This is a genomic window from Micromonospora sp. DT41, from assembly GCF_049841715.1.
Taxonomy (GTDB): domain Bacteria; phylum Actinomycetota; class Actinomycetes; order Mycobacteriales; family Micromonosporaceae; genus Micromonospora; species Micromonospora profundi.
In genome coordinates this window covers 332,921-357,842 of record NZ_JBNCKU010000002.1, presented here as the reverse complement: position 1 = coordinate 357,842, position 24,922 = coordinate 332,921, and the positions used below count along the sequence as shown (strand labels likewise).

Genomic DNA, 24,922 nt, shown 5'->3' with positions numbered 1-24,922 from the left:
GGGCCGTCGTACGCCCGGGGACCCGTGGACAGCTCAGGTCACTTCGTGAAGGAGTCCTTCGCGTTGCGACCCGCGTCCTTCATGTTCTGACCGGCCTGCTTGGCGCGCGCCTCGCTCTTCTCGCTGGCGCCCTCGCCCCGCATCCGCTCGTTGTCGGTCATGTCGCCGACGCGCTCCTTCGCGGCGCCGGCCATCTGCTCAACCTTGTTACGTGCCTTCTCGGTGAAGCTCATCGCGCCTCCTCGGTCTGGCGACTGTCCCCACCCGCTTGCCCGGTCTCCCGGTGCCGAAACCGGCGGTGCCGGTCGGCACAACCTGTAAGGCATCCTAGGAAGATAGGTGAGATGGTGGGGCCAGGTGGCGTCGTCCTACCGGTGGTTAACTGGCCGGATGGGAGAGCTCCTGCTGATCCGGCACGGCGAGACCACCTGGAGCGCCGCCCGCCGGCACACGTCGTACACCGATCTGGAGCTGACCTCCGACGGTGAGCGCCAGGCCCGCACCCTCGCGGCGTTCCTGGCAGGGCGGCGGTTCACCACAGTGCTGTGCAGTCCCCGCACGCGGGCCCTGCACACCGCGCAGCTGGCAGGGCTCACCATCGACGGCGTCGACGAGGACCTCGGCGAGTGGAACTACGGCGAGTACGAGGGGCGCACCACCGTCGACATCCATTCCGACCAGCCGCAGTGGAACATCTGGACCGACGGCTGCCCCGGCGGCGAGTCACCCACGCAGGTGGGCGCCCGTCTCGACCGGGTCCTGGCCAGGGTCGCCCCCCTGCTGGACCAGGGCACCGTGGCCCTTGTCGGTCACGCACACAGCCTGCGGGTCCTCGGTGCCCGCTGGATCGGCCTGCCCCCGTCCGCAGGCGGCCTCCTACGGCTGGACACCGCCACCGTCAGCGCGCTCGGTCACGAGCACGGACGGCAGGTCATCCTTCGGTGGAACCAGCCGGCTCCGCCGGCACCCGGGACCGCGACCGACTCGGTCCCCCAGCGCTGATCTTCGGCGGCCGGCTCTCGTACGGAGTGGACAACACCACTGTCGTCCGGGTCGTCACACTCGCCGAGGTGCGGATCTCCTGCAACACCCGCTCCAGGTCAGCCGGGCTGGCCACCCGCACCAGCAGCATGTAGAAGTCCTCCCCCGCCACCGAATAGCACGAGTCGATCTCGGGCAGGTGGGCAAGCCGCTCCGGCGCGTCGTCCGGCTGCGACGGATCGAACGGCCGGATCGCCACGAACGCCGTCAACGGCAGATCCAGCGCCTCGAAGGACACCTTGGCGGCGTACCCCTTGATCACCCCGCGCTGCTCCAGCCGGCGCACCCGCTGGTGCACGGCGGACACCGACAACCCCACCTTCTCGGCCAGGTCGGTGTACGACAGGCGGCCGTCAGCGGTGAGCGCGGCGAGGACAGCGCGGTCGATCTCTTCCACGGCGAGCAACCTACCGGGAAAACGGCCCGACGGCGACGGGCACGGCGAAGCCGCCGCACCCGCCGCCGCCCGCTCAGCCCTTCGCCAGCGACCGGGAAATCACCAACCGCTGGATCTGGTTGGTGCCCTCCACGATCTGCAACACCTTCGCCTCACGCATGTACCGCTCCACCGGGTGGTCGGCCACGTAGCCGGCACCACCGAGCACCTGCACCGCGTCGGTGGTCACCCGCATCGCCATGTCGGTGGCGAACAGCTTGGCCTTGGCCGCCTCGATCGAGTACGGCCGCCCGGCGTCGCGCAGCCGCGCCGCCGCGAGGGTCAGCGCACGGGCCGCCGAGATCTGCGTCGCCGCGTCGGCGAGACCGAACCCGAGCCCCTGGAAGTCGATGATGGCCCGGCCGAACTGCTGCCGCTCGCGGGCGTAGGAGACCGCGTAGTCCAGCGCTGCCTGGGCCAGCCCGACCGCGCAGGCAGCGATGCCGAGCCGCCCCGAGTCCAACGCGGACATCGCGATCGTGAACCCTGCGCCCTCGCCACCGACGAGCCGGTCGGCCGGCACCCGGGCCTGGTCGAACACGATCTGCGCCACCGGCGAGGACCGCAACCCCATGGTCCGCTCGGCCGCCTGCGGCGCGATGCCAGGCGTCGCGGCGTCGGCGACCAGGCAGGAGATCCCCTTCGGACCGGGGCCGCCGGTGCGGCAGAACACGTTGTAGAAGTCGGCGTCCCGGGCGTGGGTGATCCACGCCTTGGTGCCGGAGAGGACGTACGCGTCGCCGTCGTGGACCGCCCGGGTCGTCAGCGACGCCGCGTCCGAACCACCCTGCGGCTCGGAGAGGCAGTACGCGCCGAGCAGTTCACCGCCGAGCATGTCCGGCAGCAGCTTGCGCTGCTCGTCGGTGCCGAACGCGGCCACCGGATAGCAGGACAGGGTGTGCACGCTCACCGCCTCGGCGACCGCGAGCCAGCGGCTGGCAAGGATCTCCAGCACCTGGAGGTACACCTCGTAGGGCTGCGCGGCCCCGCCGTACTCCTCGGGGTAGGGCAGGCCGAGCAGGCCGGCCCGGCCGATGGTGCGCAGCACGTCGCGGGGGAACTCGGCGCGTTCCTCGAAGCCTGCGGCCTTGGGGGCGAGCTCACGGTCGGCGAGCTCGGTGGCGAGGTCCAGCAGGTCGTGGGCCTCGTCGGTGGGGAGGATCCGGTCGACAGTCATAAGGCGATGAGCTCCGTGGGGGTGGTGTTGAGCCGTTGCACGCCGTCCGTTGTGCAGACGACGATGTCCTCGATGCGGGCGCCGTGTCGGCCCGCGAGGTAGATGCCGGGTTCGATGGAGAATGCCATCCCGGGTTCCAGGGGCCGATCGTTGCCGGCGACCAGGTAGGGCTCCTCGTGACCGTCCAGCCCGATGCCGTGGCCGGTGCGGTGCAGGAACGCGGGACCGTAGCCGGCGGCGGCGATCGGTTCCCGGGCCGCGGCGTCGGCCGCCGCGCCGGTGATCCCCGGCCGCACGGCCGCCACCGCCGCGCGTTGGGCGTCGTGCAGCACCGCGTAGTAGTCCAGGAATTCGGCCGGCGCGGGCCCGCCCGCGACGTAGGTGCGGGTGCAGTCGGAGCGGTAGCCCGACGGCATGGTGCCGCCGATGTCGACAACCACCGGTTCGCCGACGCCGATCGGCCGGTCGGAGGTGCCGTGGTGCGGGCTTGCCCCGTTGGGGCCGGCCGCCACGATGACGAAGTCGACGGTCACGTGTCCGGCGGCCCGGATCGCGGCGGCGATGTCGGCCGCCACCTCGACCTCGGTGCGGCCGGGGCGCAGCCATTCGCCCATCCGCAGGTGCACCTCGTCGATCGCCGCGCCGGCCTCGGCGAGCGCCGCGACCTCCACCGGGGACTTGCGGAGGCGCAACTCCCTCAGCACCTCGGAGGCGAGCCGCTGTGCGGCGCCGGGCAGCGCCGCGCGCAGCGCCAGGACCTGCTCGGCCCACATCCGGTCGGCCAACCCCACCGATGCCGGCGGGCCGTCGAGGGCGGCCACCACGAGGGGGTACGGGTCGACGCCGTCGGCATGGTCGACGATGCGCAGGCCGGTGGCCGGTGACGCCTCGGCGGCCGGCCGTTCCAGGGTCGGCACGATGAGCGTGGGCTCACCCTCGGCGGGCAGCACCAGGCAGGTGAGCCGCTCCCCCGCGTGGGCGTCGTAGCCGGTCAGGTAGCGCAGGTCGGAACCGGGGGTGAGCACAAGCGCGTCCAGACCGGCGGCTGCTGTGGCGCGCTGCGCGGCGATCAGCCGGTCGGACGGGTACAGCTCGTCGATTCCCACACCGTCAGCTTAACGGTCGTTTGGGCATCCTCAGAAGCCGCGCGGGGTCCATCGTGGGAAATCCATCGGGGTTGATTGACGCCGACAGTTAACACTCTTTTAGATTTGGCTGCCTCGAGGCCCCACCCCGCGTTTTCGCACCTCCCGCCCGTGACAACCCTGCGCGGGCGGGCGTCGTCCCCCGCTCGGGAAGGCCCCACCGATGCCCTCACCACTGCGCCGCGCCCTCACCGCCGGCCTGCTCGCGCTGGCCACCGCCGGCGCCACCCTCACCCTCGTCCCCACCGCCGCGCAGGCCGCCGTACTGCCCAACAACTTCAAGAGCGTCGGCTACCTGCCCTCGTGGGCCGGCAACGTCAACACCATCCAGTACAACAAGCTCACCCACATCAACTACGCCTTCGTGCTGCCGAACAACGACGGCAGCCTGCGCGCCGTGGAGAACCCCAGCAAGCTCTCCTCGCTGGTCTCGCTCGGGCACGCCAACAACGTCAAGGTGTCGATCGCTGTCGGCGGCTGGAACGACGGCAACGACTCGGCCTTCGAAGCCCTCGCCGCCAACGCAGGCACCCGGACCGCCTTCGTCAACAACCTCGTCAACTTCGTCAACCAGTACAACCTCGACGGTGTCGACATGGACTGGGAATACCCGGACCCGGGCACCTCGGCCAACAACTACACCCAGCTCATGACCCAGCTCGGCAGCGCACTGCGCAGCAGGGGCAAGCTCCTCACCGCCGCCGTGGTCTCCGAGGGCACCTACGTGCAGGGCGTACCCACTGCGGTCTTCGCCCAGGTCGACTGGCTCAACATCATGGCGTACGACGGCGGCAGCCCACACGCCAACTACGACTGGTCGATCGCCAGCATCAACCTGTGGAAGTCCCGCGGTCTGCCCGCCAGCAAAGCAGTGCTCGGCATCCCGTTCTACAGCCGCCCCGGCTACTACACGTACTCGGCGCTGGTCGGCATGGACCCGGCCAACGCCAACCGGGACTGCGCCACCGTCAGCGGCGTGCAGCAGTGCTACAACGGCATCCCGACCGTCAAGCGCAAGACCCAGTGGGCACTCGCCAACGCCGGCGGCGTCATGAACTGGGAACTGTCGCAGGACACCACCGGCTCGACCTCACTTGTCAGCGCCATGTACGACACCATCATGGGCGGCATCACCCCGCCGCCGAGCGGGCGTACCGGCCGGATCACCGGGATCGCCGGCAAGTGCGTCGACGTGGCCTCCGCGAGCACCGCCAACGGAACCGCCGTGCAGCTGTGGACCTGCAACGGCACCAACGCGCAGACCTGGACGGTCGCCGGTGACAGCACCCTGCGGGCGCTCGGCAAGTGCGCCGACATCACCAGCGGCTCCACCGCCAACGGGGCGAAGATCCAGCTCTGGGACTGCAACGGCACCGGAGCCCAGGTCTGGCAGGCACAGTCCGACGGCACGCTGCGCAACCCGCAGTCCAACAAGTGCCTGGACGCCAGCGACAACAGCTCCGCAGACGGCACCCGGTTGCAGATCTGGGACTGCTTCGCCGGCACCAACCAGCGCTGGACACTCCCCGCCTGACGTATCCGCCACGGTCCCCGGTCGACGCGCCCCGCGCCGGCCGGGGATCCCTGCGCGCACGCTCGCCGGCGGACGCTGTGGTTTTCCCGGTCGGACGGCCCCGGTGGTCATAGCCTGGGGTCGGGAACCCGCACGGGCTCCCGACCGGGAGGAGCGACGTGGCAGCGGACCAGGCGAACCAGGCAGCCGCACGCCGGCGTCGTCAACTGTGGGCCGGCGTCCTCGCGCTCGCCGGCCTGGTCCTGCTGGTCATCGGCCTCACCGTGGCCGACGGAGTCGCGGCCTGGATCGAGGTGCTTGTCGCCATCCTGCTGCTGGTGACCAGCTACGTCGTGCAGCACCTGGCCCGCCGGGAGACCGTCTATCGGCCCGACGACAGGCGCTGACGGCAGGGCGTACCCGAGATCGTCGGAGGGCTGTGCCAGGCTGTCCGGCGTGGCACATCGACCCCCGATCCTGCTGATCGACGCAGCCAGCCTCTACTTCCGGGCCTACTTCGGCATTCCGGAGTCCGCCGCCCGCACCGAGGACGGCACTCCCGTCAACGCGGTCCGTGGCTTCCTCGACATGCTCGCCACCCTGATCCGCGGACGCGGGGCCGACCGGATGGTCTGCGCCCTTGACTACGACTGGCGGCCGGCGTGGCGGGTCGAGCTGCTGCCGTCGTACAAGGCGCACCGGGTCGCCCCGCAGGGCGGCGAGGTCGTTCCGGACACGCTCTCCCCGCAGGTGCCGATGATCCTGGAGGTGCTGGCCGCGGTCGGCATCACCGCCGTCGGCGCGGCCGGCTACGAGGCCGACGATGTGCTCGGCACCCTGTCGGTGACCCAACCCGGCCCGGTCGAGGTGGTCTCCGGCGACCGGGACCTGTTCCAGCTCGTCGACGACACTCGGCCGGTCCGCCTGCTCTACGTCGGGCGAGGCGTGGCCAAGCTCGACGACTGTGACGACGCCGCCGTGCGGGCCCGCTACGGCGTGCCGGCTGACCGGTACGCCGATTTCGCCGCGTTACGCGGCGACCCCAGCGACGGCCTGCCCGGTGTGCCGGGTGTCGGCGAGAAGACCGCCGCCCGGCTCATCGAGCGCTACGGCAGCATCGCCGGCATCCTCGCCGCGCTTGACGAATCCGACTCGTCGTTCGCTCCGGGCCTGCGCACCAAGCTCGCCGCTGCCCGCGACTACCTTGCCGTCGCGCCCACGGTGGTCCGGGTCGCCCTGGACGTGCCGCTGCCGGAGCTGCCGACCGAGCTGCCGACCGCCCCCGCCGACCCGGACCGGCTTCTCGAACTGGCCGCGCAGTGGAACCTGGCCGGCTCGACCCGCCGCCTCGTGGACGCCCTGGCCGCCCGCGCCTGACAGCGACCATCCCGCCCGGGTGGGCCGTCGCCACGCGCGGGCCCACCCGACGTCGGTGTCACGCGGCGTCGGCGTCGACCGCCGGCTGCGCTCGGGCGACCTCAGCCGCGCAGTGCGGCCGCGAGGTCGGCGACCCTGCCCATGGTGTACCGCTGCATGCCGGGGCCGAAGGTGATGCGCGTGGCGCCCAGCCGGGCGACCTCCGCCACCGACTCCGGGGCCGGGCCGGCCGCCATGTTGATGGGCCCGGTGATGCCCTCTCGCAGGACCGGGAACACCTCGGGCGGCGCCAGCAGCGGGTAGACGCAGTCGGCGCCGGCGGCCACGTACAGCTGCGCGCGGGCCACGGCGTCCGTTGGGTCGCCGGTGCCGAACAGGAACGTGTCGACGCGCGCGTTGATGACGAGCGCGTCACCCGCCGCCGCCCGCACCTCGGCCAGCCAGTCCGCGTGCTGCTGCGGGTCCTTGAGCGTGCCGTGCCCGTCGGAGTCCTCCAGGTTGCAGCCGACGACGCCGGCCTCCAGCAGACGCTCGACCAGTTCGGCGGGGGCGAGCCCGTAACCGCCCTCGACGTCGGCGGAGACCGGCACGGAAACGGCCCGGACGATCCGCGCCACCGCGGCGAACATCTCGTCCGGCGGTGTCGCGCCGTCCTCGTAACCGAGGGAGGCGGCCACTCCGGCGCTCGGGGTCGCGAGTGCCGGGAACCCGGCGTCGGCGAACACCTTCGCGCTTCCGGCGTCCCACGGCCCCGGCAGGACAAGCGCGTCACCGGCGGCGCGGTCGTGGTGCAGGGCACGAAAGGCGGCGGCTGTCATCGGTCACGTCTCCCGACGGGTGCGCAGGGGTGCTGGGACGGGCGGAAGCTATTTGACCTTGCGGGTCGACCGGACCACGATGCCCTCGTACTCCGGGTGCTTGAGCAGCCACTCGGCGAGGAACGGGCAGATCGGCACGACCATGCGCCTCTTGGCCTGGGCGTCGTCCATCACCGCACGGGCAAGCGTCGACCCGACACCCCTGCCCTCGTACGCCGGATCGGTCTCGGTGTGGGTGTAGGCGATGATGCTGCCGGTCACCTGGTAGGTGACGAATCCAGCGACCGCGCCTGCCTCGTCGCGCGCCTCGAACCGCTCCCGCGTCGGCGCCTCTGTCACTGTGAACTGCACCGGGCCATCCAATCACAGCCGGCTCCGCTCGATCGTTCTCCGGCACGACGCACGGGCGGGCCCGCCCCTGGTTGAGGGTGGGCCCGCCCGTGCGTGGTCCTCAGTGCCGTCGGCGGCCGTACGTGCCTGCGACGATTGCCACACCGATCGCCGCGAACACGATCTGGATGAACAGTTCGATCCAGTCGACGCCTGCGGTGTCGTCGACGCCGAACACACCGGCAACGAGGGTGCCGAGGATCGCGGCCAGTACGCCGATGGCAAGGGTGAGCCAGATCGGGATGTTCTGCTTGCCCGGCACCACCAGCCGGCCGAGGGCCCCGATGATCAGACCGATGATGATGGCGGTGAAGAAGCCCGTAACCTCCACGGGAACCGTCCTTCCTCAGTGTCGTGAAGCTGAAATTTTTCGTCGGCGACGCTTTCGTGCCCCCGATGGTGCGCCACCGAAACCGGAGATCGGCTCGTCAGCCGATTTGTCACGCGACTGTCATGAAACGTATGACTGCGCCCCACGGCCGGCGGTCGCGGTCACCGCGGCACGATGAGCGGGGCGAAGTCGGTGCGGGTGAGCGGTCGTTCGGTAAGCGAGCCGTCGGCGCGCGGCACGCCGAGGGGCTTGCCGTCGCGCAGGAACGTGACGGTGGCGACGTCGTCGCGGCTGGTCAGGGTGCAGACGATCTGGCCGAAGGCGAGGACCTCGTCGCTGCGGCCCACATCGTGGCCGGGTTCGTCGACAACGACGCGGGCCTCGGCGTCGGTGACCGTCGCCCCGGCGGCGTTCACCGCACCCGCGAGCGCGCTCGTCAACCCGTCGTCCCGCTCGGCCGCGGTGGGCCCGGCGAGCAGATGCCGCAGATGCTCCTCGACAGTCGGCGGACGTTCCACGCGCCGGAGCACGGGGACGATGCGGTTGTCGCGCAGCAGACAGAGGATCTCCGCGGCGCTGCCGGCCGGGACCGTGGCATCCGTGGAAGCCACTGTCGGAAACGGCCCGCGTGGGGGCGTCACCGGACGGGCCGTGTCGTCGGTGGGGATGCCACAGCCGGCGAGCAGCGCGGCGAGCGTCAACGCGACGACCAGACGACGGCCGGTCATGGCAGGCTCTCCGCGAGGGTGACCCGGAAACGGGCGCCGCCGCCGGGCCGGTCGCCGAGGGTGACGCCGCCGGCGTGCGCGGCGGCGTGCTGGGCGACGAGCGCGAGACCGAGACCGGTGCCGTCGCCGGTGCCACGGGTGTTCGCGGCGCGGCCCCGCACGAACCGGTCGAAGATCGCCTCACGGTCCTCGATCGGCACGCCCGGGCCCTCGTCGTCGACCTCGATGACACCGACGCTGCCGTCGCGGCTCAACCGGACGGCCACCGGGCCACCGCCGTAGGTCGCCGCGTTGCCGAGCAGGTTCGCGAGGATCTGGGCCACCCGCCGCCGCTCCACCTGCCAGGTCTCCGGCACGCCCGGACCGAGGTGGACAATGCTTGCGGGCAGGTCCAGGGCGTGACAGGCGTCCCGGGCCAGCGCCACCACGTCCACCGGGGCCCGACGGGCGGGGTGGTCGCTGCGGGCCAGGTCGATCAGGTCGTTGACGAGCCGCTGGAAGCGGTCGATCTCGTCGGCGACGAGACCCGCGGCGGTCGCCGTCCGTTCGTCCTGGTGTTCGCGGCGGCGGGCCAGGACACTTGCCGCCGCGGCGAGGGTCTGCAACGGGGACCGCAGTTCGTGGCTGACGTCGGCGGCGAAGCGGCGGTCCCGTTCGATGCGCTGCTCGAGCCGGTCGACCATCTGGTTGAACGACGACGACAGGCGGGTCAGGTCGGGGTCGGTGGTCGGGTCGAGGCGGGCGGTGAAGTCACCGGCGGCGATCTTCTCGGCGGCGTCGGCGACCGCCGTCAGTGGACGCAGCCCGTGCCGGGTGGCGTACCAGCCGAGCGCGGCGCCGGAGCCCGCCACCATGATCGCGACGGTGGTCAGCGCCAACGCCAGGACCTGGAACGTCTGCTCCAGCTCGCGCAGGGAGTTGACCTCGAAATACATCGACGTATCAGACAGCGGCACCCCGACCACGAGGGCGGGCTGGCCGTCGAGGCGTACCCGCTGCAACGCCGGCTCCCCGGCGGCCACGAGCCGTCGCAGGTCGGGCGGGATGGACGTGGTGGTGCCCGAGTCGACGGTACGGGCGTACCACTCGCCGTCCAGGTGCAGCACTGGCCGGCGGCTTCCGCCGGTGTCCAGCGAGCGCAGCACCTCAACGACGTCCGGGGTGTCCGTGTCGAGGCCGGCACGCACGATGGCGGCGTCGAAGTAGGCGGCGCGCAGGGCCGTGCGCTCGCGTTCCTCAAGCAGGGAACGGCTGACCAGCTCGTACGAGACGAGGGCCATCGACGCGGCAAGCAGGAGCGCACCGACGGCGAACGCGGCGGTGACCCGGGTACGGAGTCCGAGGCGAAGTCTCATCGTTGCAGCTTGTAGCCCATACCCCGCAGGGTGACCAGGTGGCGGGGCGTGGCCGGGTCCCGTTCGATCTTCTGCCGCAGCCGGCCCACGTGCACGTCGACAAGGCGCTCGTCGCCCAGGTCGTACCCCCAGACCCGTTGCAGCAGCTGCTGCCGGGACAGCACGCGACCGGCGTGCTCGGCCAGCTCGCAGAGCAGCCGGAACTCGGTGCGGGTGACCGGCACGGGCTGGCCGGCCCGGCGGACCTCCCCCGCGTCGGGGCTGATCTCCAGGTCACCGAAGGCGAACACGGGCACCGGCGCCGGCCCCGGACCGGCGACGCCCGCGCGGGCGCGGCGACGCAGGGCGCGCAACCGGGCGGTCAACTCCTTGATCGCCACGGGCTTGACCACGTAGTCGTCGGCGCCGGCTTCGAGCGCGGCCACGATGTCGTGGGTCTCGTCGCGGGCGCTGACCACCACGATCGGGACGTCGTCGTCGCGGCGCAACTGCCGGATGCACTCGAAACCGTCAAGGCCCGGCAGCATCAGGTCGACGAGCACGTAGTCGGCCGGGTCACGGCGCTGGGCGCGCAGGCCCTCCTCGGCGGTGGCCGCGCCCACGGCGTCGTACCCCTCGTCCTCCAATGCGAGCAGCAGCGCCAGCCGGATGCGGTCGTCGTCCTCGATCACCAGTACGGCCGTCATACAGGGAATCATCCCCAGGCCGCACGTCGCGCGGCCAACCGCGTCCGCCGGTTGGTGTATTTGTCACGCAACTGTCATGGATCCGCGCGGTGACCGCCAAGCCGGCCCGGCACGGTCGTTGGCGTACAGGTCCGCGAGCGAAGGGGTACGCCATGACGGAGTCACCGGCACCGACGTCGTGGACGCTGCCGATGGTCGAGGTGTGCATCGACACGTTCGATCTGGCCGGCCTGCCGGAGACCGGGGCCGTGTTCGACAGGCTGCTGGCGCTGTGTCCCGGCCGCGTCGTGGTGGACCTGTCACGCTGCCGGCACATCGACGCCGCCGCCATCGGGCTGCTGCTCGACGTCCACCGGCGGCTGGTACGGGCCGACGGGATCCTCACCATCCGTAACCCGAACCCCCGCATCCGGCGCATCCTGCACACCGCCCGACTGGACCAGGTTCTGCCGATCGTCATCGACGCCGAGGACGGCCAGCCCGAAGCCGCTCCGCCGTCGCCGATCGCGCAGGGCCGGGCGCCCGTGACCACCCGGCACTGACGCCGGCAGCGACAGGAGAGGCAGCATGAGTGTCAGCGGGTTGGTAAGCGCCGTCGTCGTCGGTGTCGTCGCGGGGGCTCTCGGCAGGCGTGTCGTTCCCGGCCCGCACAGCGTTCCGCTGTGGGTCGCCCTGACCGTCGGCGTCGTCGCCGCGCTGATCGGGTCCACCGCCGCGCGCCTGGCCGGTGTCACCGCCCAGGGGTTCGGTTTCCTGGAGTTCCTCCTGCAGATCGGCGTCGCCGGTGTCGGCGTCGTTCTCGTCGTGGTGACAACGGGACGGGCCACCTCAGAGACGCCAGAACCGTGACGCACGGGATCCGCACCACCGATTTGAGCCCGCACCGAGGTCGTCCGCGGCCGGGCACGGACGTAGGAAGGACAGCGCCATGACCGTCGTCCCCGACGACGACCTGATGACCCTGATCTGCGACATCTGCGGTGACTCCCTCCGGGCCACCGCGTGCGTGCTGCCCGACGCGGAGGTCGTCTGGACGCTGGTGTCCGAACACGGCTGGAGTGGATCGCCGTTCGCCACCGGCCCTCATCGCTGCCCGCACTGCAGCCTGCTGCCGTCCTCGCAGGGCGCAACGGTCTCGTGCAGCGACCACGGACCCGGCGGCATCCTCGGCATCGACCACCTCGACGACGTGACTGTCGTCGCGGCCACCGGCGACATCGACCTCGAAGCCGGTGACACACTGCGCTCCGCCCTGCGGCACGCCGCCGAGATGGGTGGGCACGTCGTGGTCGACCTGAGTCGCGTGCACCTCATCGACTCCACCGGACTGGGCCTGCTCGTGCGCGCCCACCAGGACGCCCGCAGCCGTGGCGCCACGCTCAGCCTCGCCGCGCCGTCGCGGTTCATCCGCACCGTCCTGCACACCATGCGCCTGGACGGGACGTTCCCGATCTTCGAGAGCCGCGCCGACGCGCTCGCCCACCTGTCGCAGGACGCGTCCGTGTCGGGCACCCGCGTCTGATCACAGCGAACCACCAGCAAGGAGCTCTTTCGTGCACATGCCATGGCCGCTGCCTGACGAGAACTGGTTCGCCGCCAGTCAGCCCGAGCCGGACAGCCCGGACCGGCGGCTCGAGGCGCTTGTCGCGCAGCGACTGAGCATCGACTCGACCACCAGGCGGCAGCGGATCGGCGTCACAGTGCAGAACCGGGTGGTCATCCTGTCCGGGTTGGTGAGCGACACGGACGCACGCCAGGTCGCCGCGGAACTCGCCTGGGACGTGCCGGGAGTCTTCGATGTCTGCAACACGCTGCGGCTCGGCGACCAGCGCCGCAGCCGCCGTTGACGCACCACCTGCGGCGTCGGACGCGCTGACGCGCGTGCCCTGTCAGACGCGCGTGCCCTGTCAGACGTGCTGACGCGCGAGGGCCTCGCCCAGCAGGCGTGCGCCGGTGGCGAATGCCGCCGGGTTGGCGCCGGCGTAGCTGAGTCGTACGAACGGCCCGGTCGGTTCGGCGGGAAACCACTCGGCCCCGGGCGCGATGACCAGCCCCGCCTTCTCGGCGTCGTACGCGAGCTGCGCGACGTCCGTGCCGTCGGGGAGGCGGACCCACAGGCTCAGGCCTCCGGCGGGCACCCGGCCGATGTCGGCCTGCGGGACGTGCTCGCGCAGCGCGGTGACGAGGAGATCGCGGCGGGTACCGAGTTGCTGGCGCAGGCCGCGCAGGTGCGTGGCCCAGGCGGGCTGGGTCACCACGTCGAGCGCCGCAGCCTGGAGGAGACCGCTGACGTACATCGACTCGGCGGCACGGTCGGCCAGGAGCCGTGCTCGGGCCGGCCCCCGGGCGATGACCGCCGCGACGCGGACGGCCGGCGACACGCTCTTGGTGAGCGAGCGCAGGTAGATGACGTGGCCACGGTCGTCGTGCGCGGCCAGGGGCGTCGCGGTGCCGGTGATGCCCAGGTCGTGTGCCCAGTCGTCCTCGACCACGAACGCGCCGTGCTCGCGTACCACCGCCAGAACCTGCTCGTGCAACGCCACCGGCCACCGCGCACCGGTGGGATTGGCGTGGTTCGGTTGGGCGTAGAACAACCGCGCGGACGTCTCGGCGAAGGCGCGGGCCAGCTCGCGGGGGTCCGGGCCGGCCGGGCCGCTGGGGACCGGGACGAGGCGTACGCCGGCCTGCCGTGCGGCCAGGAGGGCTCCCCAGTAGGTCGGTGATTCGATCAGCAGGGGTTGCCCGGGGCCGACCAGGGCGCGGAACACCGAGGTCAATCCACTCTGGCTGCCGGGCAGGATGGTGACGTCGCTGGCGGTGGGTGGTGTCACCCCGGCCGGGGTCACGGCAGCCAGCTCGCCGGCGAACCAGGTCTGCAGCTCCGGCAGGCCCGCCGCCGGTGGCCGGGTCAGGGCCGCGTCGGAGCGCGCCGCCCTGGTGAGCGCGGCGCGGACCAGCCGCTCCGGGAGCAGCTCCCGGTCCGGGTAGCCGGCGTGCAGCGCGACGACATCGTTGGGGACGCTACGCAACGCGGTCGGGACCGCGCCGGGGCGGACCCCGGGTGCGCGCAGCGCGGCGGTCTGCCAGCCGTAGTCGGCCGGTCGCGCGGTCCGTACGGCGCGGACGAACGTGCCGACTCCGGGCCGACTCTCGATGAGCCCCCGGGCGGTGAGGGCGCGTAACGCGTGCTGCACGGTCACCGGACTGGCCTGGTAGCGGGCGACCAGCTCCCGGCTGGACGGCAGGCGGGCACCCGGCGCGGCCGTCGCGATCCAGTCGCCGAGGTCGGCGGCGATCCGCGAGCTGCTACTGTCATCCATGACAGCACAGAGTAGCGCTACTACCATCACGCGGCCGGCGATATCCTCGGCGGGCCTCTCCTGGGGCCTGGTCGGAGTAGCGGCGTTCTCGCTCACCGTCCCCCTCACCCGGCTGGCGGTGGGCGGCCTGTCGCCGCTGTTCATCGGGTCGGCCCGAGCGGTTGTCGCGGCGCTCCTGGCCGCCGTCGCGTTGACGCTCACCCGCCAGCGCCTGCCGCGCGGCGCGCAGTGGCTCCGTCTCGCCGTGGTCGGCGGTGGCGTGGTCGTCGGGTTTCCGCTGCTGACGTCGTACGCAATGACAAGCGCGCCGGCCAGCCACGGCGCCGTCGTGATCGCCATGCTGCCGGCGACGACCGCGGTGCTGGCCGTCCTTCGCGGACACGAGCGCCCGCCGGTCGGGTTCTGGATCGCCGCCGCCGCCGGCGCGGTGGCCGCCACGGCCTTCGCCTCGGCGCAGTGGGGTGGCCTCGGTCGACTGCACGCGGCCGACCTGCTGCTCTTCGGCGCGGTTCTGGCCGCCGCCGCCGGGTACGCCGAGGGCGGCCTGTTGGCGCGTGAACTGGGCGCCTGGCAGACGGTTTCCTGGGCGCTCGTCCTGTGCTCCCCGCTCATGGTGGCCCTGACGGTCGTCGCCGTCAGCCGGGAGGTCCCGCAGGGCACGCCGACGCAGTGGGCGGCCTTCGGCTACCTCGGGGTGGTCAGCATGTTCCTCGGCTTCTTCGCCTGGTACCACGGTCTGGCGATCGGACCGATGGCGCAGGTCAGTCAGGTGCAACTCGCCCAGCCCGTCATGAGCATCGCCTGGGCGGCCCTGCTGCTGGGCGAGCACATCGGCGCCACGACCCTTCTCGGCGGCCTCGTGGTCATCCTGTGCGCCGCGACCGCGGTCCGCACGCGACTCGGCACCAACCGGTGATCGGACGCGCGCCGACGCGTAACCTCTTGGCATGTGGATCGCGCGCTCCGCGAGGGGGCTCGGTGGCTGACGCGGACGACGTACGCCGGCTGGCGCTGGCCCTGCCGCACGTGGTGGAGGTCGACAGCGCCGGCTTCGACTTCCGGGTGGCCGACAAGGGGTTCGTCTGGTCCTATCCGGAGCGCCAGCCGGGGAAGCCACGGCTGATCCGCACCGACGTCGCCGTGCTGTTCGTCGGTGACGAGGCCGAGAAGCAGGCGCTGCTGCTCGGCGAGCCCGCTCTGTTCTTCACCGCGCCCGGCTACGACGGGCTGCCCCTGGTGCTGCTGCGCCTGCCCGAGGTCGACGTGGAGCGCCTCAGCGAACTGGTGACCGACGCGTGGCGGATGCGGGCACCGGACGCGCTCGTCGCCGACCTCGACGCCCCCGCCACGCTCCCGGGCTAGCGGCCCGCCCGCCCCTGACGGGCCGGACGCCAGCGGCGGAGCCGGACGCGAGCGGTCGGTCCGGCGGCGGCAAATAGCGACATCCGTACGCAACCTGGTTGACACATTGACGCGGATCTCGGCGTTCGATTACCGTGCGAGCGAGAGAGAGCGCTCTCTCAGTCGACCTTCTCCTCATTTCAGACGCAACGCGCCGGAGCGGGCACGGACCGTGACCCGGCGTGCGATGGAGGCACCATGAAACCTCCCGTCCCCCACCGTCGATGGGCCCTGGCCGCCACCACGGCCCTGGCCCTGGTCGTCGGCGGCCTCACGATTCCCCTCACCCGCGCCGCCGAGGCCGCCCCGGTCGGCGCCGGTAGCTACACCACCACCCCGGTCGGCCCGCTCCCCTCCGGCTGCGGCTCGATGTCCAGCAACCCTCGCCAGTTCGCCACCTCCAACGCGCCCGCCGGCGCCATCCCCACAAACGACTGGTGGTCCTCGCTGCTCTGGAAGCGCACCGACTGCTCCTTCAGCGAGCCCCTGCACGCCCACCCGATCTCGTACGACACGTTCACCGACGGTCTCGGGTTCTCCGCCAACTCCACGCCCGCCATCAGCGGCACCGCCACCGGTGTCGGCGAGTTCCACTACCCGTACGTGCAGGACATCCGGGTCGGCGTCGCCGGGCTCGGCGCACCCCAGGTAAAGGTCGACGGCTGGAGCGACTGGACGGTCAGTCCGCACTGGAGCGACGGCAGCCGCACCCTGCGGGCCACCATCGGCCACGGCCTGCCGTTCGCGTACTTCCAGAGCACCGGCGGCGACGCGGTCATCAGCACGAGCGGCAACCCGGAGGTCTGGTCCAACAGCGGCGCCACTATCGGGTTCCGGGTCAACGGCCATGACTACGTGGGGTACGCACCCAGCGGCGCCAGTTGGAGCGTCGCCTCCGGCCGGATCTCCTCGGGGCTGGCCGGTCGCGGGTACTTCTCGGTGGCCCTGCTGCCGCCGACCTCCAGCGCGTCGGAGCGCGCCGACCTGGCAGCGACCTACGGCAGGTACGCGCACGCCCACGTCACCGGCACCACAGTCTCGTACACCTACGACCAGGCCACGAGCGGGCTGACCACCACGTACGCGTTCACCACCACCGCCCGGGAGGGCAGCGCCACGCAGACTGTGGTCAGCCTCTACCCGCACCAGTGGAAGTCGCTGTCCGGGTCCACAGCGATCACTCCGACATACCCGTCGGCGCGGGGACGGATGAAGGTGCTCACCGGCGTCAGCCAGTTCCGCACCGCAATGAAGTTCCAGGGCATCCTGCCGGAGTTGCCGGCCGTCGGTGACGGCAGTGGCGCCGACCTGGCGACGCTCAACGGTCACCTGGCCGCCGCACGTAGCAACCCGATGGACCAGCGGGGTGGCGACACCTACTGGACCGGCAAGGGGCTCGGCCGGGCCGCCCGGCTCGCCGAGGTCGCCGACCTGGTCAACGACACGGCCACCCGCGACAGTGCGCTGAACGCCATCCGCAGCACGCTCACCGACTGGTTCACCGCGTCGAGCGGAAAGACCAGCAGGGTCTTCTACTACGACAGCAACTGGGGCACCCTGATCGGCTACCCGGCGTCGTACGGCTCCGACCAGGAGCTCAACGACCACCACTTCCACTACGGCTACTACATCGCGGCCGCCGCGACGCTCGCCAAGTTCGACCCGTCGTGGGCCTCCACCAGCCGCTACGGCGGCATGGTGGATCTGCTGATCCGCGACGCCAACAACTATCGGCGCGACGACACGCAATTTCCCTACCTGCGGGACTTCGACATCTACGCCGGCCACGACTGGGCCTCCGGGCACGGCTCGTTCGGCTCCGGAAACAACCAGGAGTCCTCGTCGGAGGGAATGAACTTCGCCAGCGCCCTCATCCAGTGGGGGCAGGTCACCGGCAACACCGCCGTCCGTGACGCCGGCATCTTCCTCTACACGACGCAGGCCGCGGCCATCCAGGAGTACTGGTTCGACGTCAGCGACCAGAACTTCCCGGCCGCGTTCGGGCACTCGACTGTCGGCATGGTCTGGGGCGACGGCGGCGCGTACGCCACCTGGTTCAGCGCCGAGCCGGAGATGATCCAGGGCATCAACCTGCTGCCGATCACCGGCGGGCACCTCTACCTGGGCAACAACCCGGCGTACGTACGCACCAACTACGCCGAGCTGGTCCGCAACAACGGCGGGCCACCCAGTGTGTGGCAGGACATCCTGTGGCAGTTCCAGGCCCTCGGCGACGGTGACGCGGCGCTGGCGAACCTGCGGGCGAACCCCAACTACACGGTCGAGGAGGGTGAGAGCCGGGCGCACACGTTCCACTGGATCCGCAACCTCGCGGCGCTGGGCACCGTCGACACGACGGTCACCGCGAACCATCCGCTGAGCGCGGTCTTCTCCCGCAACGGTTCGCGCACCTACGTGGCGTCCAACCCGACCGCGAGCCCGATCACCGTCACGTTCTCCAACGGCACCCGGCTCACCGTGGCGGCCGGAAAGACTGCCACCACCGGGGCGTACACCTGGAGCGGTGGCAACGCCTCCGGCGGCGTCAACCCGACCACGCCGCCCACCACGGCCCCGCCGACGACGGCACCGCCCACCACGGCTCCCCCGACGACGGCACCCCCGACCACGCCGCCGCCCAGCTCGGGCTCTCCGACGCGGTACCTGCTGTCGAACGGCGGGCTGGGCGCCGCCGGAAGCGCGACCACGACGACTGTCGCGGCGGCGAACGGAAACCACGACGGTACGCCGACCAACGCGCGCGTCTTCACGGCGACCGGCCTCAACCTCGCCTACTCCGGCGGGCAGAGCGCGTTCGACCTGTTCCTGGACGCGGGCACTGCGGTCGGCAACGGCGTGCAGGTGCGGATCTCCTACGACCTGACCGGCAACGGCAGTTGGGAGCGGGTGGAGACCTTCCGCTACTTCGCCACCGACCCGGTTTCCGGCTACGAGCACTACACCCACAGCGCCGGCCTGGCCTCGGCCACCGGAACGTTGGGCGCGCTGTCCAACGGCACGGTACGGGTGGAGGTCTGGTCGGCGATCGGCAACAACCCCACGACCCTGGGCATCGGCAACCAGTCGGTGCTCCGGCTCCCCTACTCCTGAGCACGCTTTCCGGGTCGCCGTCGGTCGGGCAACGACCGGTGGCGACCCGGAACCGCGTCCTGGTGGACCTGCGGCGAGCAAACCGACAGACCGCCCAAATAACGCATCGCGGCATCGACGCCAAGGATCGGACACTGATTCGGCAACCTGGACGTGGCAGCCAAAAACTTTTGTCAGGTTCCTACAACTGAGCGGCGGTCTGTTCGGCGGTTGCGCCATGGCATTCCGCGCCCCGAGCCGGAAAAGTGATCACTGTCGGGAGCCCGTCAACTCGCGACGTGCACATGATGGTCTACCAAAGGGGTCAGTCGGGTGTTCAACCGTGTCGCCATCGTCAACCGTGGTGAAGCCGCCATGCGGCTCATCCACGCGGTCCGAGAGCTGGCCGCGGAGACGGGCATCCGGATCGAGACGATCGCCCTCTACACGGACGTCGACCGCACCGCCACGTTCGTCCGCGAGGCGGACATCGCCTACGACCTCGGTCCGGCGTCCGCGCGCCCGTACCTCAACCTGGCAACCCTGGAGCGCGCCCTTGTCGAGACCGGAGCGGACGCCGCCTGGGTCGGCTGGGGCTTCGTCGCCGAGGACCCGGCGTTCGCGGAGCTGTGCGAGAAGATCGGCGTCACGTTCGTCGGCCCGAGCGCGGACGCCATGCGCCAGCTCGGCGACAAGATCGGCTCGAAGCTGATCGCCGAGAAGGTGGGCGTACCGGTCGCGCCCTGGAGCCGCGGCGCCGTGGAGACACTTACCGCCGCCCGCGCCTCGGCAGCCGAGGTCGGCTACCCGCTGATGCTGAAGGCCACCGCGGGCGGTGGCGGTCGCGGCATCCGCGTGATCCGCGACGAGGCCGAGCTGATCGACGCGTACGAGCGCACCAGCCAGGAGGCGGCGCGGGCGTTCGGCAGCGGCATCGTGTTCCTGGAGCGCCTTGTCACCGGCGCCCGGCACGTCGAGGTCCAGGTGATCGCCGACGGGCAGGGCACGGCGTGGGCGCTCGGCGTACGCGACTGCTCGGTGCAGCGCCGCAACCAGAAGGTCATCGAGGAGTCGGCGTCGCCGGTGCTCAGCCCCGAGCAGGCGGCCGAGCTGAAGACGTCTGCGGAGCGGCTCGCCATCGCCGTCGGCTACCGGGGCGCGGCGACAGTCGAGTTCCTCTACCACCCCGGCGACCGGCTGTTCGCGTTCCTGGAGGTCAACACCCGCCTCCAGGTCGAGCACCCGATCACCGAGTTGACCACCGGATTCGACCTGGTCAAGGCCCAGCTGCACGTGGCGGCGGGCGGCCGCCTCGACGGTGAGCCCCCGGTCGAGCGCGGGCACGCCATCGAGGCCCGGCTCAACGCCGAGGACCCCGACCGGGACTTCGCGCCGTCGCCGGGCCGCATCGCACGGCTGGACCTGCCCAGCGGCCCCGGCATCCGGGTGGACACCGGCGTCAGTGAGGGCGACACCATCCCCGCCGACTTCGACTCGATGATCGCGAAGATCATCGCGTACGGGCGCAACCGCGACGAGGCGCTTGGCAAGCTGCGCCGGGCGATGGCGAACACCACGGTGATCATCGAGGGCGGCGCGACGAACAAGAGCTTCGTGCTCGACCTGCTCGACCAGCCCGAGGTGCTCGACGCCAGCGCGGACACCGGCTGGATCGACAGGGTCCGGGGCGAGGGCCGGCTCGTCACGCACCGGCACTCCGCCGTGGCGCTGGCCGCAGCAGCCATCGAGTCGTACGAGGAGGAGGAGCGGGCCGAGCGGCAGCGCCTGCTGTCGACGGCCTCCGGCGGGCGCCCTCAGGTGCAGCACGCCAGCGGCCGTCCGCTGGACCTCAAGCTGCGCGGGGCCACCTACCGCCTGCGGGTGGCACGCATCGGCGCGCACCGGTTCCGCGTCGGCATCGAGGCGGGCGGCACCGTACGCACCGCCGACGTCGTCCTGGACCGCTTCGACAGGCACACCGGCCAGATCGTCGTCAACGGCATCCGGTACCGCCTGCTCACCGGCACGCACGGCCCGACCCATCTCGTCGAGGTCGACGGCGTCACCCACCGGGTCAGCCGCGACGAGGGCGGCGTCGTCCGCTCCCCCATGCCGGCGCTGGTCGTCGCCACACCGCTGGAGGTCGGCGCCGAGGTCGAGGCCGGCGCGCCGGTGCTGGTGCTGGAGGCCATGAAGATGGAGACGGTGCTGCGCGCGCCGTTCCGGGCCCGGCTCAAGGAGTGCGCCGTCTCCGTCGGTAGCCAGGTGGAGGCAGGCGCGCCGCTGCTGCGGCTGGAGCCCCTCGGCGACGAGTCCGCGACGACCGTGGCCGGCCCGAGCGCCGCCGCCGTCGAACTGGACCTGCCCGCTGCCGACGACGACGCGTCGGCGTACCAGCGCAGCCGGCGCGGCCAGGAGGATCTGCGCGGCCTGCTGCTCGGCTTCGACGTCGACCCGCACGACGACCGTCGCGTGCTCGACGACTACCTTGCGGTGCGGCGGACGGCGGCAGAGGAAGGCCACCCGCCGCTCGCCGCCGAACTGGACCTGATCGAGGTCTTCGCCGACCTGACCGAGCTGAGCCGCAACCGGCCCACCGGCGAGGACGGCGGCGCCCACGTCCGTAGTGCGCGCGAGTACTTCCACACGTACCTGCAGAGCCTGGACGTGGAGCGGGCCGGGCTGCCGGATGCTTTCCAGGCCAAGCTCGCCAAGGCGCTCGGCCACTACGGTGTCGTCGACCTGGACCGCTGCGGCGACGTCGAAGCCGCCGTCTTCCGGATCTTCCTCGCCCAGCAGCGGGCGGCGGCCGACGCCACTGTCATCGCGGCGCTGCTGCGTGCGTGGCTGCGCGAGACCCCGCCGGAGGAGGCGATGCGCGAGCCGGCCGGTCTGGCACTGGAGCGGCTGATCGCCGCCACCCAGGTCCGCTTCCCCGTCGTCGCCGACCTGGCCCGGGGCGTGGTGTTCGCCTGGTTCGCGCAGCCGCTGCTGCGCCGCAACCGCGCGCGCGTCTACGCCCAGGTCCGTGGGCACCTGCGGCACCTGGACGCGCACCCGGACGCGCCCGACCGCGGCGAACGCATCGCGGAGATGGTCCGCAGCACCGAGCCGCTGGTCCGGCTGCTCGGTCAGCGCCTCGTGCGCGACCACCTCGACAACGCGGTGATGCTGGAGGTGCTGACCCGGCGGTACTACGGCAACCGGGCGCTCACCAGCGTGCGTACCCGAGACGTCGAGGGCTGCTCGTTCGTTGTCGCCGAGCGCGCGGATTCCAGCGTGGTCTCCGCAGCGGTGCGCTTCGACACGCTCGGTGTCGCACTGCGCGGGCTTGCCGAGCTGGCCAGCGGTGAGGACGCCGTCGACGCCGACATCTACCTCGGCTGGGAGAACCAGCCGGAGGACTTCGACGCGATGGCCGCAGCCCTGCTGGAGGTCGTCACCGCGCACCCGTTGCCGGCGCAGGTGCGCCGCCTCACCACCACCGTCGCCGGTCGCGGCGGCGCGGTGATGCACCACCACTTCACGTTCCGCCCGTCGGACGGCCAGATGGCCGAGGACCGGCTGATCCGGGGTCTGCACCCGTACATCGCGCAGCGCATGCAACTGGAGCGGCTGCACAAGTTCGACCTGACCCGGCTGCCGTCGGCGGACGAGGAGGTCTACCTCTTCCAGTGCGTGGCCAGGGAAAACCCGTCCGACGAGCGTCTCGTCGCGTTCGCGCAGGTGCGCGACCTGACCGAGCTGCGCGAGCAGGACGGCCGGCTGGTGGCGCTGCCAACCGCCGAGGACGCCATCGCCGCCTGCCTCGACTCGATCCGCCGCGCCCAGACGCTGAGGCCGTCGAAGACGCGCTTCACCACAAACCGCATCGTGGTGTACGTCTGGCCGCCGAGCGAGCTGACCCGCCAGGAGATGGAGATGATCGCCGGGCGCGTACGTCCGACGACTGTGGGCGCCGGTCTTGAGGAGATCCTCTTCATCGCCCGCCAGCGTGACCGCCGCACCGGCGAACTGACCAAGATCGCTGTCCGGATCACGTTCGACGCGGCGGGCGGGGCCGAGCTGACCGTCGGCGAGCCACCGGTCGAGCCTGTCGAGCCGCTGGACGAGTACCGGCTCAAGGTGCTGCGCGCCAGCAGCCGCAACACCGTTTACCCGTACGAGCTGACCGGCCGCCTCGGTGACTTCGTCGAGTACGACATCGACGACGACCACGCGCTGGCGCCTGTAGACCGGCCGAAGGGGCGCAACCGCGCCGCGATCGTCGCCGGTGTCGTCACCACGCCGGCGCCGCTGCACCCGCAGGGCGTCACCCGGGTCGTGCTGCTCGGCGACCCGACGAAGTCACTGGGCGCCCTGTCCGAGCCGGAGTGCCGGCGCGTGATCGCCGCACTGGACCTCGCCGAGCAGATGCGGGTGCCGCTGGAGTGGTGGGCGCTGTCCGCCGGCGCCCGGATCTCGATGACATCGGGCACCGAGAACATGGACTGGGTGGCGGCGGCGCTCAAGCGCATCGTCGAGTTCACCCAGGCCGGCGGCGAGATCAACATCGTGGTGGCGGGTATCAACGTCGGTGCGCAGCCGTACTGGAACGCCGAGGCCACGATGCTCATGCACACAAAGGGCGTCCTGGTGATGACGCCGGACTCGGCGATGGTGCTCACCGGCAAGCAGTCGTTGGACTTCTCCGGTGGCGTGTCCGCTGAGGACAACTTCGGCATCGGCGGCTACGACCGGGTGATGGGCCCGAACGGGCAGGCGCAGTACTGGGCGCCGACCCTGACCGCCGCGCGGGACGTGCTGATGGCCCACTACGACCACACGTACGTCGTGCCCGGCGAGGCAGCACCTCGGCGGGCGGCGACCACGGACCCGGTGGACCGTGACGTCTCCGACTTCCCGCACGACGTGGCGAGCAGCCCGTTCCGTACTGTCGGTGAAATCTTCTCGGTCGAGTCCAACCCGGACCGCAAGAAGCCGTTCGACATCCGTACGGTGATGCGGGCGCTCTCCGACCAGGACCACCCGGTGCTGGAGCGGTGGGCTGGCATGGCCGACGCGGACACCGCGGTGGTGCAGGACGTCCACCTCGGCGGGATCCCGGTGTGCCTGCTCGGCATCGAGTCCCGGTCGGTGCCGCGGCGTGGCTTCCCGCCCACCGACGGCCCGGACACCTACACGGCGGGCACGCTGTTCCCGCGGTCGTCGAAGAAGGCCGCGCGGGCCATCAACGCGGCGAGCGGCAACCGGCCCCTCGTCGTGCTTGCCAACCTGTCCGGCTTCGACGGCTCACCGGAGTCGATGCGCAAGCTCCAGTTGGAGTACGGCGCCGAGATCGGCCGGGCGATCGTCAACTTCAACGGCCCGATCGTCTTCTGCGTGATCTCGCGCTATCACGGCGGCGCGTTCGTGGTGTTCTCGAAGGCGCTGAACCCGCGCATGACGGTGCTGGCGCTGGAGGGATCGTTCGCCTCGGTGCTCGGCGGCGCTCCCGCCGCGGCGGTGGTGTTCTCCGCGGACGTCAACGCCCGTACCGCCGCCGACGATCGGGTCCGCGCCCTACAGGCTCGCGTCGCCGCCGCGTCCGGCACCGACCGCGCCGCGCTGACCGCCGAGTTGGACGAGCTGCGGTCCTCGGTGCGGGCGGAGAAGCTCGGCGAGGTGGCCACGGAGTTCGACAGGGTGCACAACATCCAACGCGCCGTCGAGGTGGGCTCGGTGGACGCCGTCATCCGCGCCGCCGAACTGCGCCCGCGCATCATCGAGGCCATCGAGGCCCACCTGCGGTAGCACGTGCACGTACCGACGGTGCCACTGTCGATCGTCGACGGTGGCACCGTCGCTGTTTCGGGGCCGCCCGGACGCCCGAAAGTTTCAACCATCCGATGTTCGTGGCCGTGCAGCTCACTCGGCCGATTTCCGGAAGTTTTCACAGTTGACGAGGTCCATCGACGGGCTTAACGTTTCGAGCAAGTTTCCGGTTCCTCCGTGGAACCATCGGCGCCACCCCTGACCTGTCCACACCCCGGCACCCGGCGCCGACTTCCGTTTCCGTCACACCGAATCCGGGGCCGCACCCTCCCTTCAAAGATCGACATCTATCGATCAATA

At 71.5% G+C, this 24,922-nt stretch carries 23 protein-coding genes; 12 read left to right on the top strand and 11 right to left on the bottom strand.

Annotated features, from left to right (window positions below; all coding sequences use genetic code 11):
- Nucleotides 1-38: 38 nt before the first annotated feature.
- On the bottom strand, nucleotides 39-233 hold the full coding sequence (locus tag ACLQ23_RS05625) for a CsbD family protein (protein WP_053661241.1): 195 nt from the start codon (nucleotides 231-233) through the stop codon (nucleotides 39-41).
- Between the two features lie 157 nt (nucleotides 234-390).
- Between ACLQ23_RS05625 and ACLQ23_RS05620 the strand changes: the two genes are divergently transcribed.
- Nucleotides 391-1,002 (top strand): histidine phosphatase family protein, encoded by a 612-nt coding sequence (locus ACLQ23_RS05620; RefSeq protein ID WP_355628886.1) that lies wholly within the window; start codon nucleotides 391-393, stop codon nucleotides 1,000-1,002.
- On the opposite strand, the gene ACLQ23_RS05615 is transcribed toward ACLQ23_RS05620, so the two are convergent.
- From ACLQ23_RS05615 to ACLQ23_RS05605, 3 genes are all read right to left on the bottom strand, one after another.
- Nucleotides 932-1,438, bottom strand: coding sequence for an Lrp/AsnC family transcriptional regulator (locus tag ACLQ23_RS05615; protein ID WP_167943825.1), 507 nt, complete (start codon nucleotides 1,436-1,438; stop codon nucleotides 932-934). The two genes, ACLQ23_RS05620 and ACLQ23_RS05615, sit on opposite strands and share 71 nt — an antisense overlap.
- A 73-nt stretch (nucleotides 1,439-1,511) precedes the next feature.
- Complete coding sequence (locus ACLQ23_RS05610) at nucleotides 1,512-2,654, bottom strand: acyl-CoA dehydrogenase family protein (protein WP_355628889.1); 1,143 nt, start codon at nucleotides 2,652-2,654, stop codon at nucleotides 1,512-1,514.
- A complete protein-coding gene (locus ACLQ23_RS05605; protein WP_355628892.1) occupies nucleotides 2,651-3,760 on the bottom strand; it encodes a M24 family metallopeptidase in 1,110 nt (369 codons plus the stop codon). The genes ACLQ23_RS05610 and ACLQ23_RS05605 overlap by 4 nt, the downstream gene beginning before the upstream one ends.
- 202 nt (nucleotides 3,761-3,962) lie before the next feature.
- Here ACLQ23_RS05605 and ACLQ23_RS05600 point away from each other — a divergent pair, with 202 nt between their 5' ends.
- From ACLQ23_RS05600 to ACLQ23_RS05590, 3 genes are all read left to right on the top strand, one after another.
- Nucleotides 3,963-5,333, top strand: a complete 1,371-nt coding sequence (locus tag ACLQ23_RS05600; RefSeq protein WP_355628895.1) for a glycosyl hydrolase family 18 protein — start codon at nucleotides 3,963-3,965, stop codon at nucleotides 5,331-5,333.
- A 158-nt stretch (nucleotides 5,334-5,491) separates the two neighbouring features.
- Nucleotides 5,492-5,719, top strand: a complete 228-nt coding sequence (locus tag ACLQ23_RS05595; RefSeq protein ID WP_355628897.1) for a hypothetical protein — start codon at nucleotides 5,492-5,494, stop codon at nucleotides 5,717-5,719.
- A gap of 49 nt (nucleotides 5,720-5,768) precedes the next feature.
- The gene (locus tag ACLQ23_RS05590) at nucleotides 5,769-6,689 is read left to right on the top strand and encodes a 5'-3' exonuclease (RefSeq protein WP_355594596.1); all 921 of its coding nucleotides are present in this window, start codon (nucleotides 5,769-5,771) and stop codon (nucleotides 6,687-6,689) included.
- Between the two features lie 101 nt (nucleotides 6,690-6,790).
- On the opposite strand, the gene ACLQ23_RS05585 is transcribed toward ACLQ23_RS05590, so the two are convergent.
- The 6 genes from ACLQ23_RS05585 to ACLQ23_RS05560 all read right to left on the bottom strand — a co-directional run bounded on the left by ACLQ23_RS05585 (nucleotide 6,791) and on the right by ACLQ23_RS05560 (nucleotide 10,997).
- Nucleotides 6,791-7,507, bottom strand: coding sequence for an isocitrate lyase/PEP mutase family protein (locus tag ACLQ23_RS05585; RefSeq protein WP_355628900.1), 717 nt, complete (start codon nucleotides 7,505-7,507; stop codon nucleotides 6,791-6,793).
- A 48-nt stretch (nucleotides 7,508-7,555) separates the two neighbouring features.
- The gene (locus ACLQ23_RS05580; RefSeq protein WP_355594600.1) at nucleotides 7,556-7,858 is read right to left on the bottom strand and encodes a GNAT family N-acetyltransferase; all 303 of its coding nucleotides are present in this window, start codon (nucleotides 7,856-7,858) and stop codon (nucleotides 7,556-7,558) included.
- 100 nt (nucleotides 7,859-7,958) lie between these two features.
- Nucleotides 7,959-8,228, bottom strand: a complete 270-nt coding sequence (locus tag ACLQ23_RS05575) for a GlsB/YeaQ/YmgE family stress response membrane protein (protein WP_355594602.1) — start codon at nucleotides 8,226-8,228, stop codon at nucleotides 7,959-7,961.
- 161 nt (nucleotides 8,229-8,389) lie between these two features.
- Entirely contained in the window at nucleotides 8,390-8,956 is a 567-nt protein-coding gene (locus ACLQ23_RS05570) for a GerMN domain-containing protein (protein ID WP_355594604.1), read from the bottom strand.
- The gene (locus ACLQ23_RS05565; RefSeq protein WP_355594606.1) at nucleotides 8,953-10,311 is read right to left on the bottom strand and encodes a sensor histidine kinase; all 1,359 of its coding nucleotides are present in this window, start codon (nucleotides 10,309-10,311) and stop codon (nucleotides 8,953-8,955) included. Before ACLQ23_RS05565 ends, ACLQ23_RS05570 begins: the two co-directional genes overlap by 4 nt.
- Nucleotides 10,308-10,997 carry a response regulator transcription factor gene (locus ACLQ23_RS05560; RefSeq protein ID WP_053661267.1) on the bottom strand — a complete coding sequence of 230 codons (690 nt, stop codon included), beginning with the start codon at nucleotides 10,995-10,997 and terminating at the stop codon, nucleotides 10,308-10,310. The genes ACLQ23_RS05565 and ACLQ23_RS05560 overlap by 4 nt, the downstream gene beginning before the upstream one ends.
- A 152-nt stretch (nucleotides 10,998-11,149) precedes the next feature.
- On the opposite strand from ACLQ23_RS05560, the gene ACLQ23_RS05555 reads away from it, so the two are divergent.
- The 4 genes from ACLQ23_RS05555 to ACLQ23_RS05540 all read left to right on the top strand — a co-directional run bounded on the left by ACLQ23_RS05555 (nucleotide 11,150) and on the right by ACLQ23_RS05540 (nucleotide 12,844).
- The gene (locus ACLQ23_RS05555) at nucleotides 11,150-11,539 is read left to right on the top strand and encodes an STAS domain-containing protein (RefSeq protein ID WP_355594608.1); all 390 of its coding nucleotides are present in this window, start codon (nucleotides 11,150-11,152) and stop codon (nucleotides 11,537-11,539) included.
- 25 nt (nucleotides 11,540-11,564) lie between these two features.
- Entirely contained in the window at nucleotides 11,565-11,846 is a 282-nt protein-coding gene (locus tag ACLQ23_RS05550) for a hypothetical protein (RefSeq protein WP_053661269.1), read from the top strand.
- 79 nt (nucleotides 11,847-11,925) lie between these two features.
- A complete protein-coding gene (locus tag ACLQ23_RS05545; RefSeq protein ID WP_355594610.1) occupies nucleotides 11,926-12,519 on the top strand; it encodes an STAS domain-containing protein in 594 nt (197 codons plus the stop codon).
- Between the two features lie 31 nt (nucleotides 12,520-12,550).
- Nucleotides 12,551-12,844 (top strand): BON domain-containing protein, encoded by a 294-nt coding sequence (locus ACLQ23_RS05540; protein WP_425735587.1) that lies wholly within the window; start codon nucleotides 12,551-12,553, stop codon nucleotides 12,842-12,844.
- 60 nt (nucleotides 12,845-12,904) lie between these two features.
- Here ACLQ23_RS05540 and ACLQ23_RS05535 read toward each other — a convergent pair whose 3' ends face one another.
- Nucleotides 12,905-14,317: a PLP-dependent aminotransferase family protein gene (locus tag ACLQ23_RS05535; RefSeq protein ID WP_355594612.1), complete on the bottom strand. Its 1,413-nt coding sequence runs from the start codon at nucleotides 14,315-14,317 to the stop codon at nucleotides 12,905-12,907.
- Between ACLQ23_RS05535 and ACLQ23_RS05530 the strand changes: the two genes are divergently transcribed.
- The 4 genes from ACLQ23_RS05530 (at nucleotide 14,316) to ACLQ23_RS05515 (ending at nucleotide 24,601) form a co-directional block, all read left to right on the top strand.
- Nucleotides 14,316-15,233, top strand: coding sequence for a DMT family transporter (locus ACLQ23_RS05530; protein WP_355594614.1), 918 nt, complete (start codon nucleotides 14,316-14,318; stop codon nucleotides 15,231-15,233). The two genes, ACLQ23_RS05535 and ACLQ23_RS05530, sit on opposite strands and share 2 nt — an antisense overlap.
- 62 nt (nucleotides 15,234-15,295) lie before the next feature.
- Nucleotides 15,296-15,679 carry an MmcQ/YjbR family DNA-binding protein gene (locus ACLQ23_RS05525; protein ID WP_355628958.1) on the top strand — a complete coding sequence of 128 codons (384 nt, stop codon included), beginning with the start codon at nucleotides 15,296-15,298 and terminating at the stop codon, nucleotides 15,677-15,679.
- 237 nt (nucleotides 15,680-15,916) lie between these two features.
- Complete coding sequence (locus ACLQ23_RS05520; RefSeq protein ID WP_355628906.1) at nucleotides 15,917-18,829, top strand: glycosyl hydrolase; 2,913 nt, start codon at nucleotides 15,917-15,919, stop codon at nucleotides 18,827-18,829.
- Nucleotides 18,830-19,141: 312 nt separating this feature from the next.
- The gene (locus ACLQ23_RS05515) at nucleotides 19,142-24,601 is read left to right on the top strand and encodes a carboxyl transferase domain-containing protein (protein ID WP_355628908.1); all 5,460 of its coding nucleotides are present in this window, start codon (nucleotides 19,142-19,144) and stop codon (nucleotides 24,599-24,601) included.
- Nucleotides 24,602-24,922: the final 321 nt, after the last annotated feature.

Excerpts from the sequence above, each read along its gene's own strand:
- ACLQ23_RS05625 (WP_053661241.1), bottom strand. The coding sequence starts at position 233 with ATGAGCTTCACCGAGAAGGCACGTAACAAGGTTGAGCAGATGGCCGGC.
- ACLQ23_RS05620 (WP_355628886.1), top strand. The coding sequence starts at position 391 with ATGGGAGAGCTCCTGCTGATCCGGCACGGCGAGACCACCTGGAGCGCC.
- ACLQ23_RS05610 (WP_355628889.1), bottom strand. The coding sequence starts at position 2,654 with ATGACTGTCGACCGGATCCTCCCCACCGACGAGGCCCACGACCTGCTG.
- ACLQ23_RS05600 (WP_355628895.1), top strand. The coding sequence starts at position 3,963 with ATGCCCTCACCACTGCGCCGCGCCCTCACCGCCGGCCTGCTCGCGCTG.
- ACLQ23_RS05585 (WP_355628900.1), bottom strand. The coding sequence starts at position 7,507 with ATGACAGCCGCCGCCTTTCGTGCCCTGCACCACGACCGCGCCGCCGGT.
- ACLQ23_RS05570 (WP_355594604.1), bottom strand. The coding sequence starts at position 8,956 with ATGACCGGCCGTCGTCTGGTCGTCGCGTTGACGCTCGCCGCGCTGCTC.
- ACLQ23_RS05565 (WP_355594606.1), bottom strand. The coding sequence starts at position 10,311 with ATGAGACTTCGCCTCGGACTCCGTACCCGGGTCACCGCCGCGTTCGCC.
- ACLQ23_RS05560 (WP_053661267.1), bottom strand. The coding sequence starts at position 10,997 with ATGACGGCCGTACTGGTGATCGAGGACGACGACCGCATCCGGCTGGCG.
- ACLQ23_RS05555 (WP_355594608.1), top strand. The coding sequence starts at position 11,150 with ATGACGGAGTCACCGGCACCGACGTCGTGGACGCTGCCGATGGTCGAG.
- ACLQ23_RS05550 (WP_053661269.1), top strand. The coding sequence starts at position 11,565 with ATGAGTGTCAGCGGGTTGGTAAGCGCCGTCGTCGTCGGTGTCGTCGCG.
- ACLQ23_RS05545 (WP_355594610.1), top strand. The coding sequence starts at position 11,926 with ATGACCGTCGTCCCCGACGACGACCTGATGACCCTGATCTGCGACATC.
- ACLQ23_RS05530 (WP_355594614.1), top strand. The coding sequence starts at position 14,316 with ATGACAGCACAGAGTAGCGCTACTACCATCACGCGGCCGGCGATATCC.
- ACLQ23_RS05535 (WP_355594612.1), bottom strand. The coding sequence starts at position 14,317 with ATGGATGACAGTAGCAGCTCGCGGATCGCCGCCGACCTCGGCGACTGG.
- ACLQ23_RS05520 (WP_355628906.1), top strand. The coding sequence starts at position 15,917 with ATGAAACCTCCCGTCCCCCACCGTCGATGGGCCCTGGCCGCCACCACG.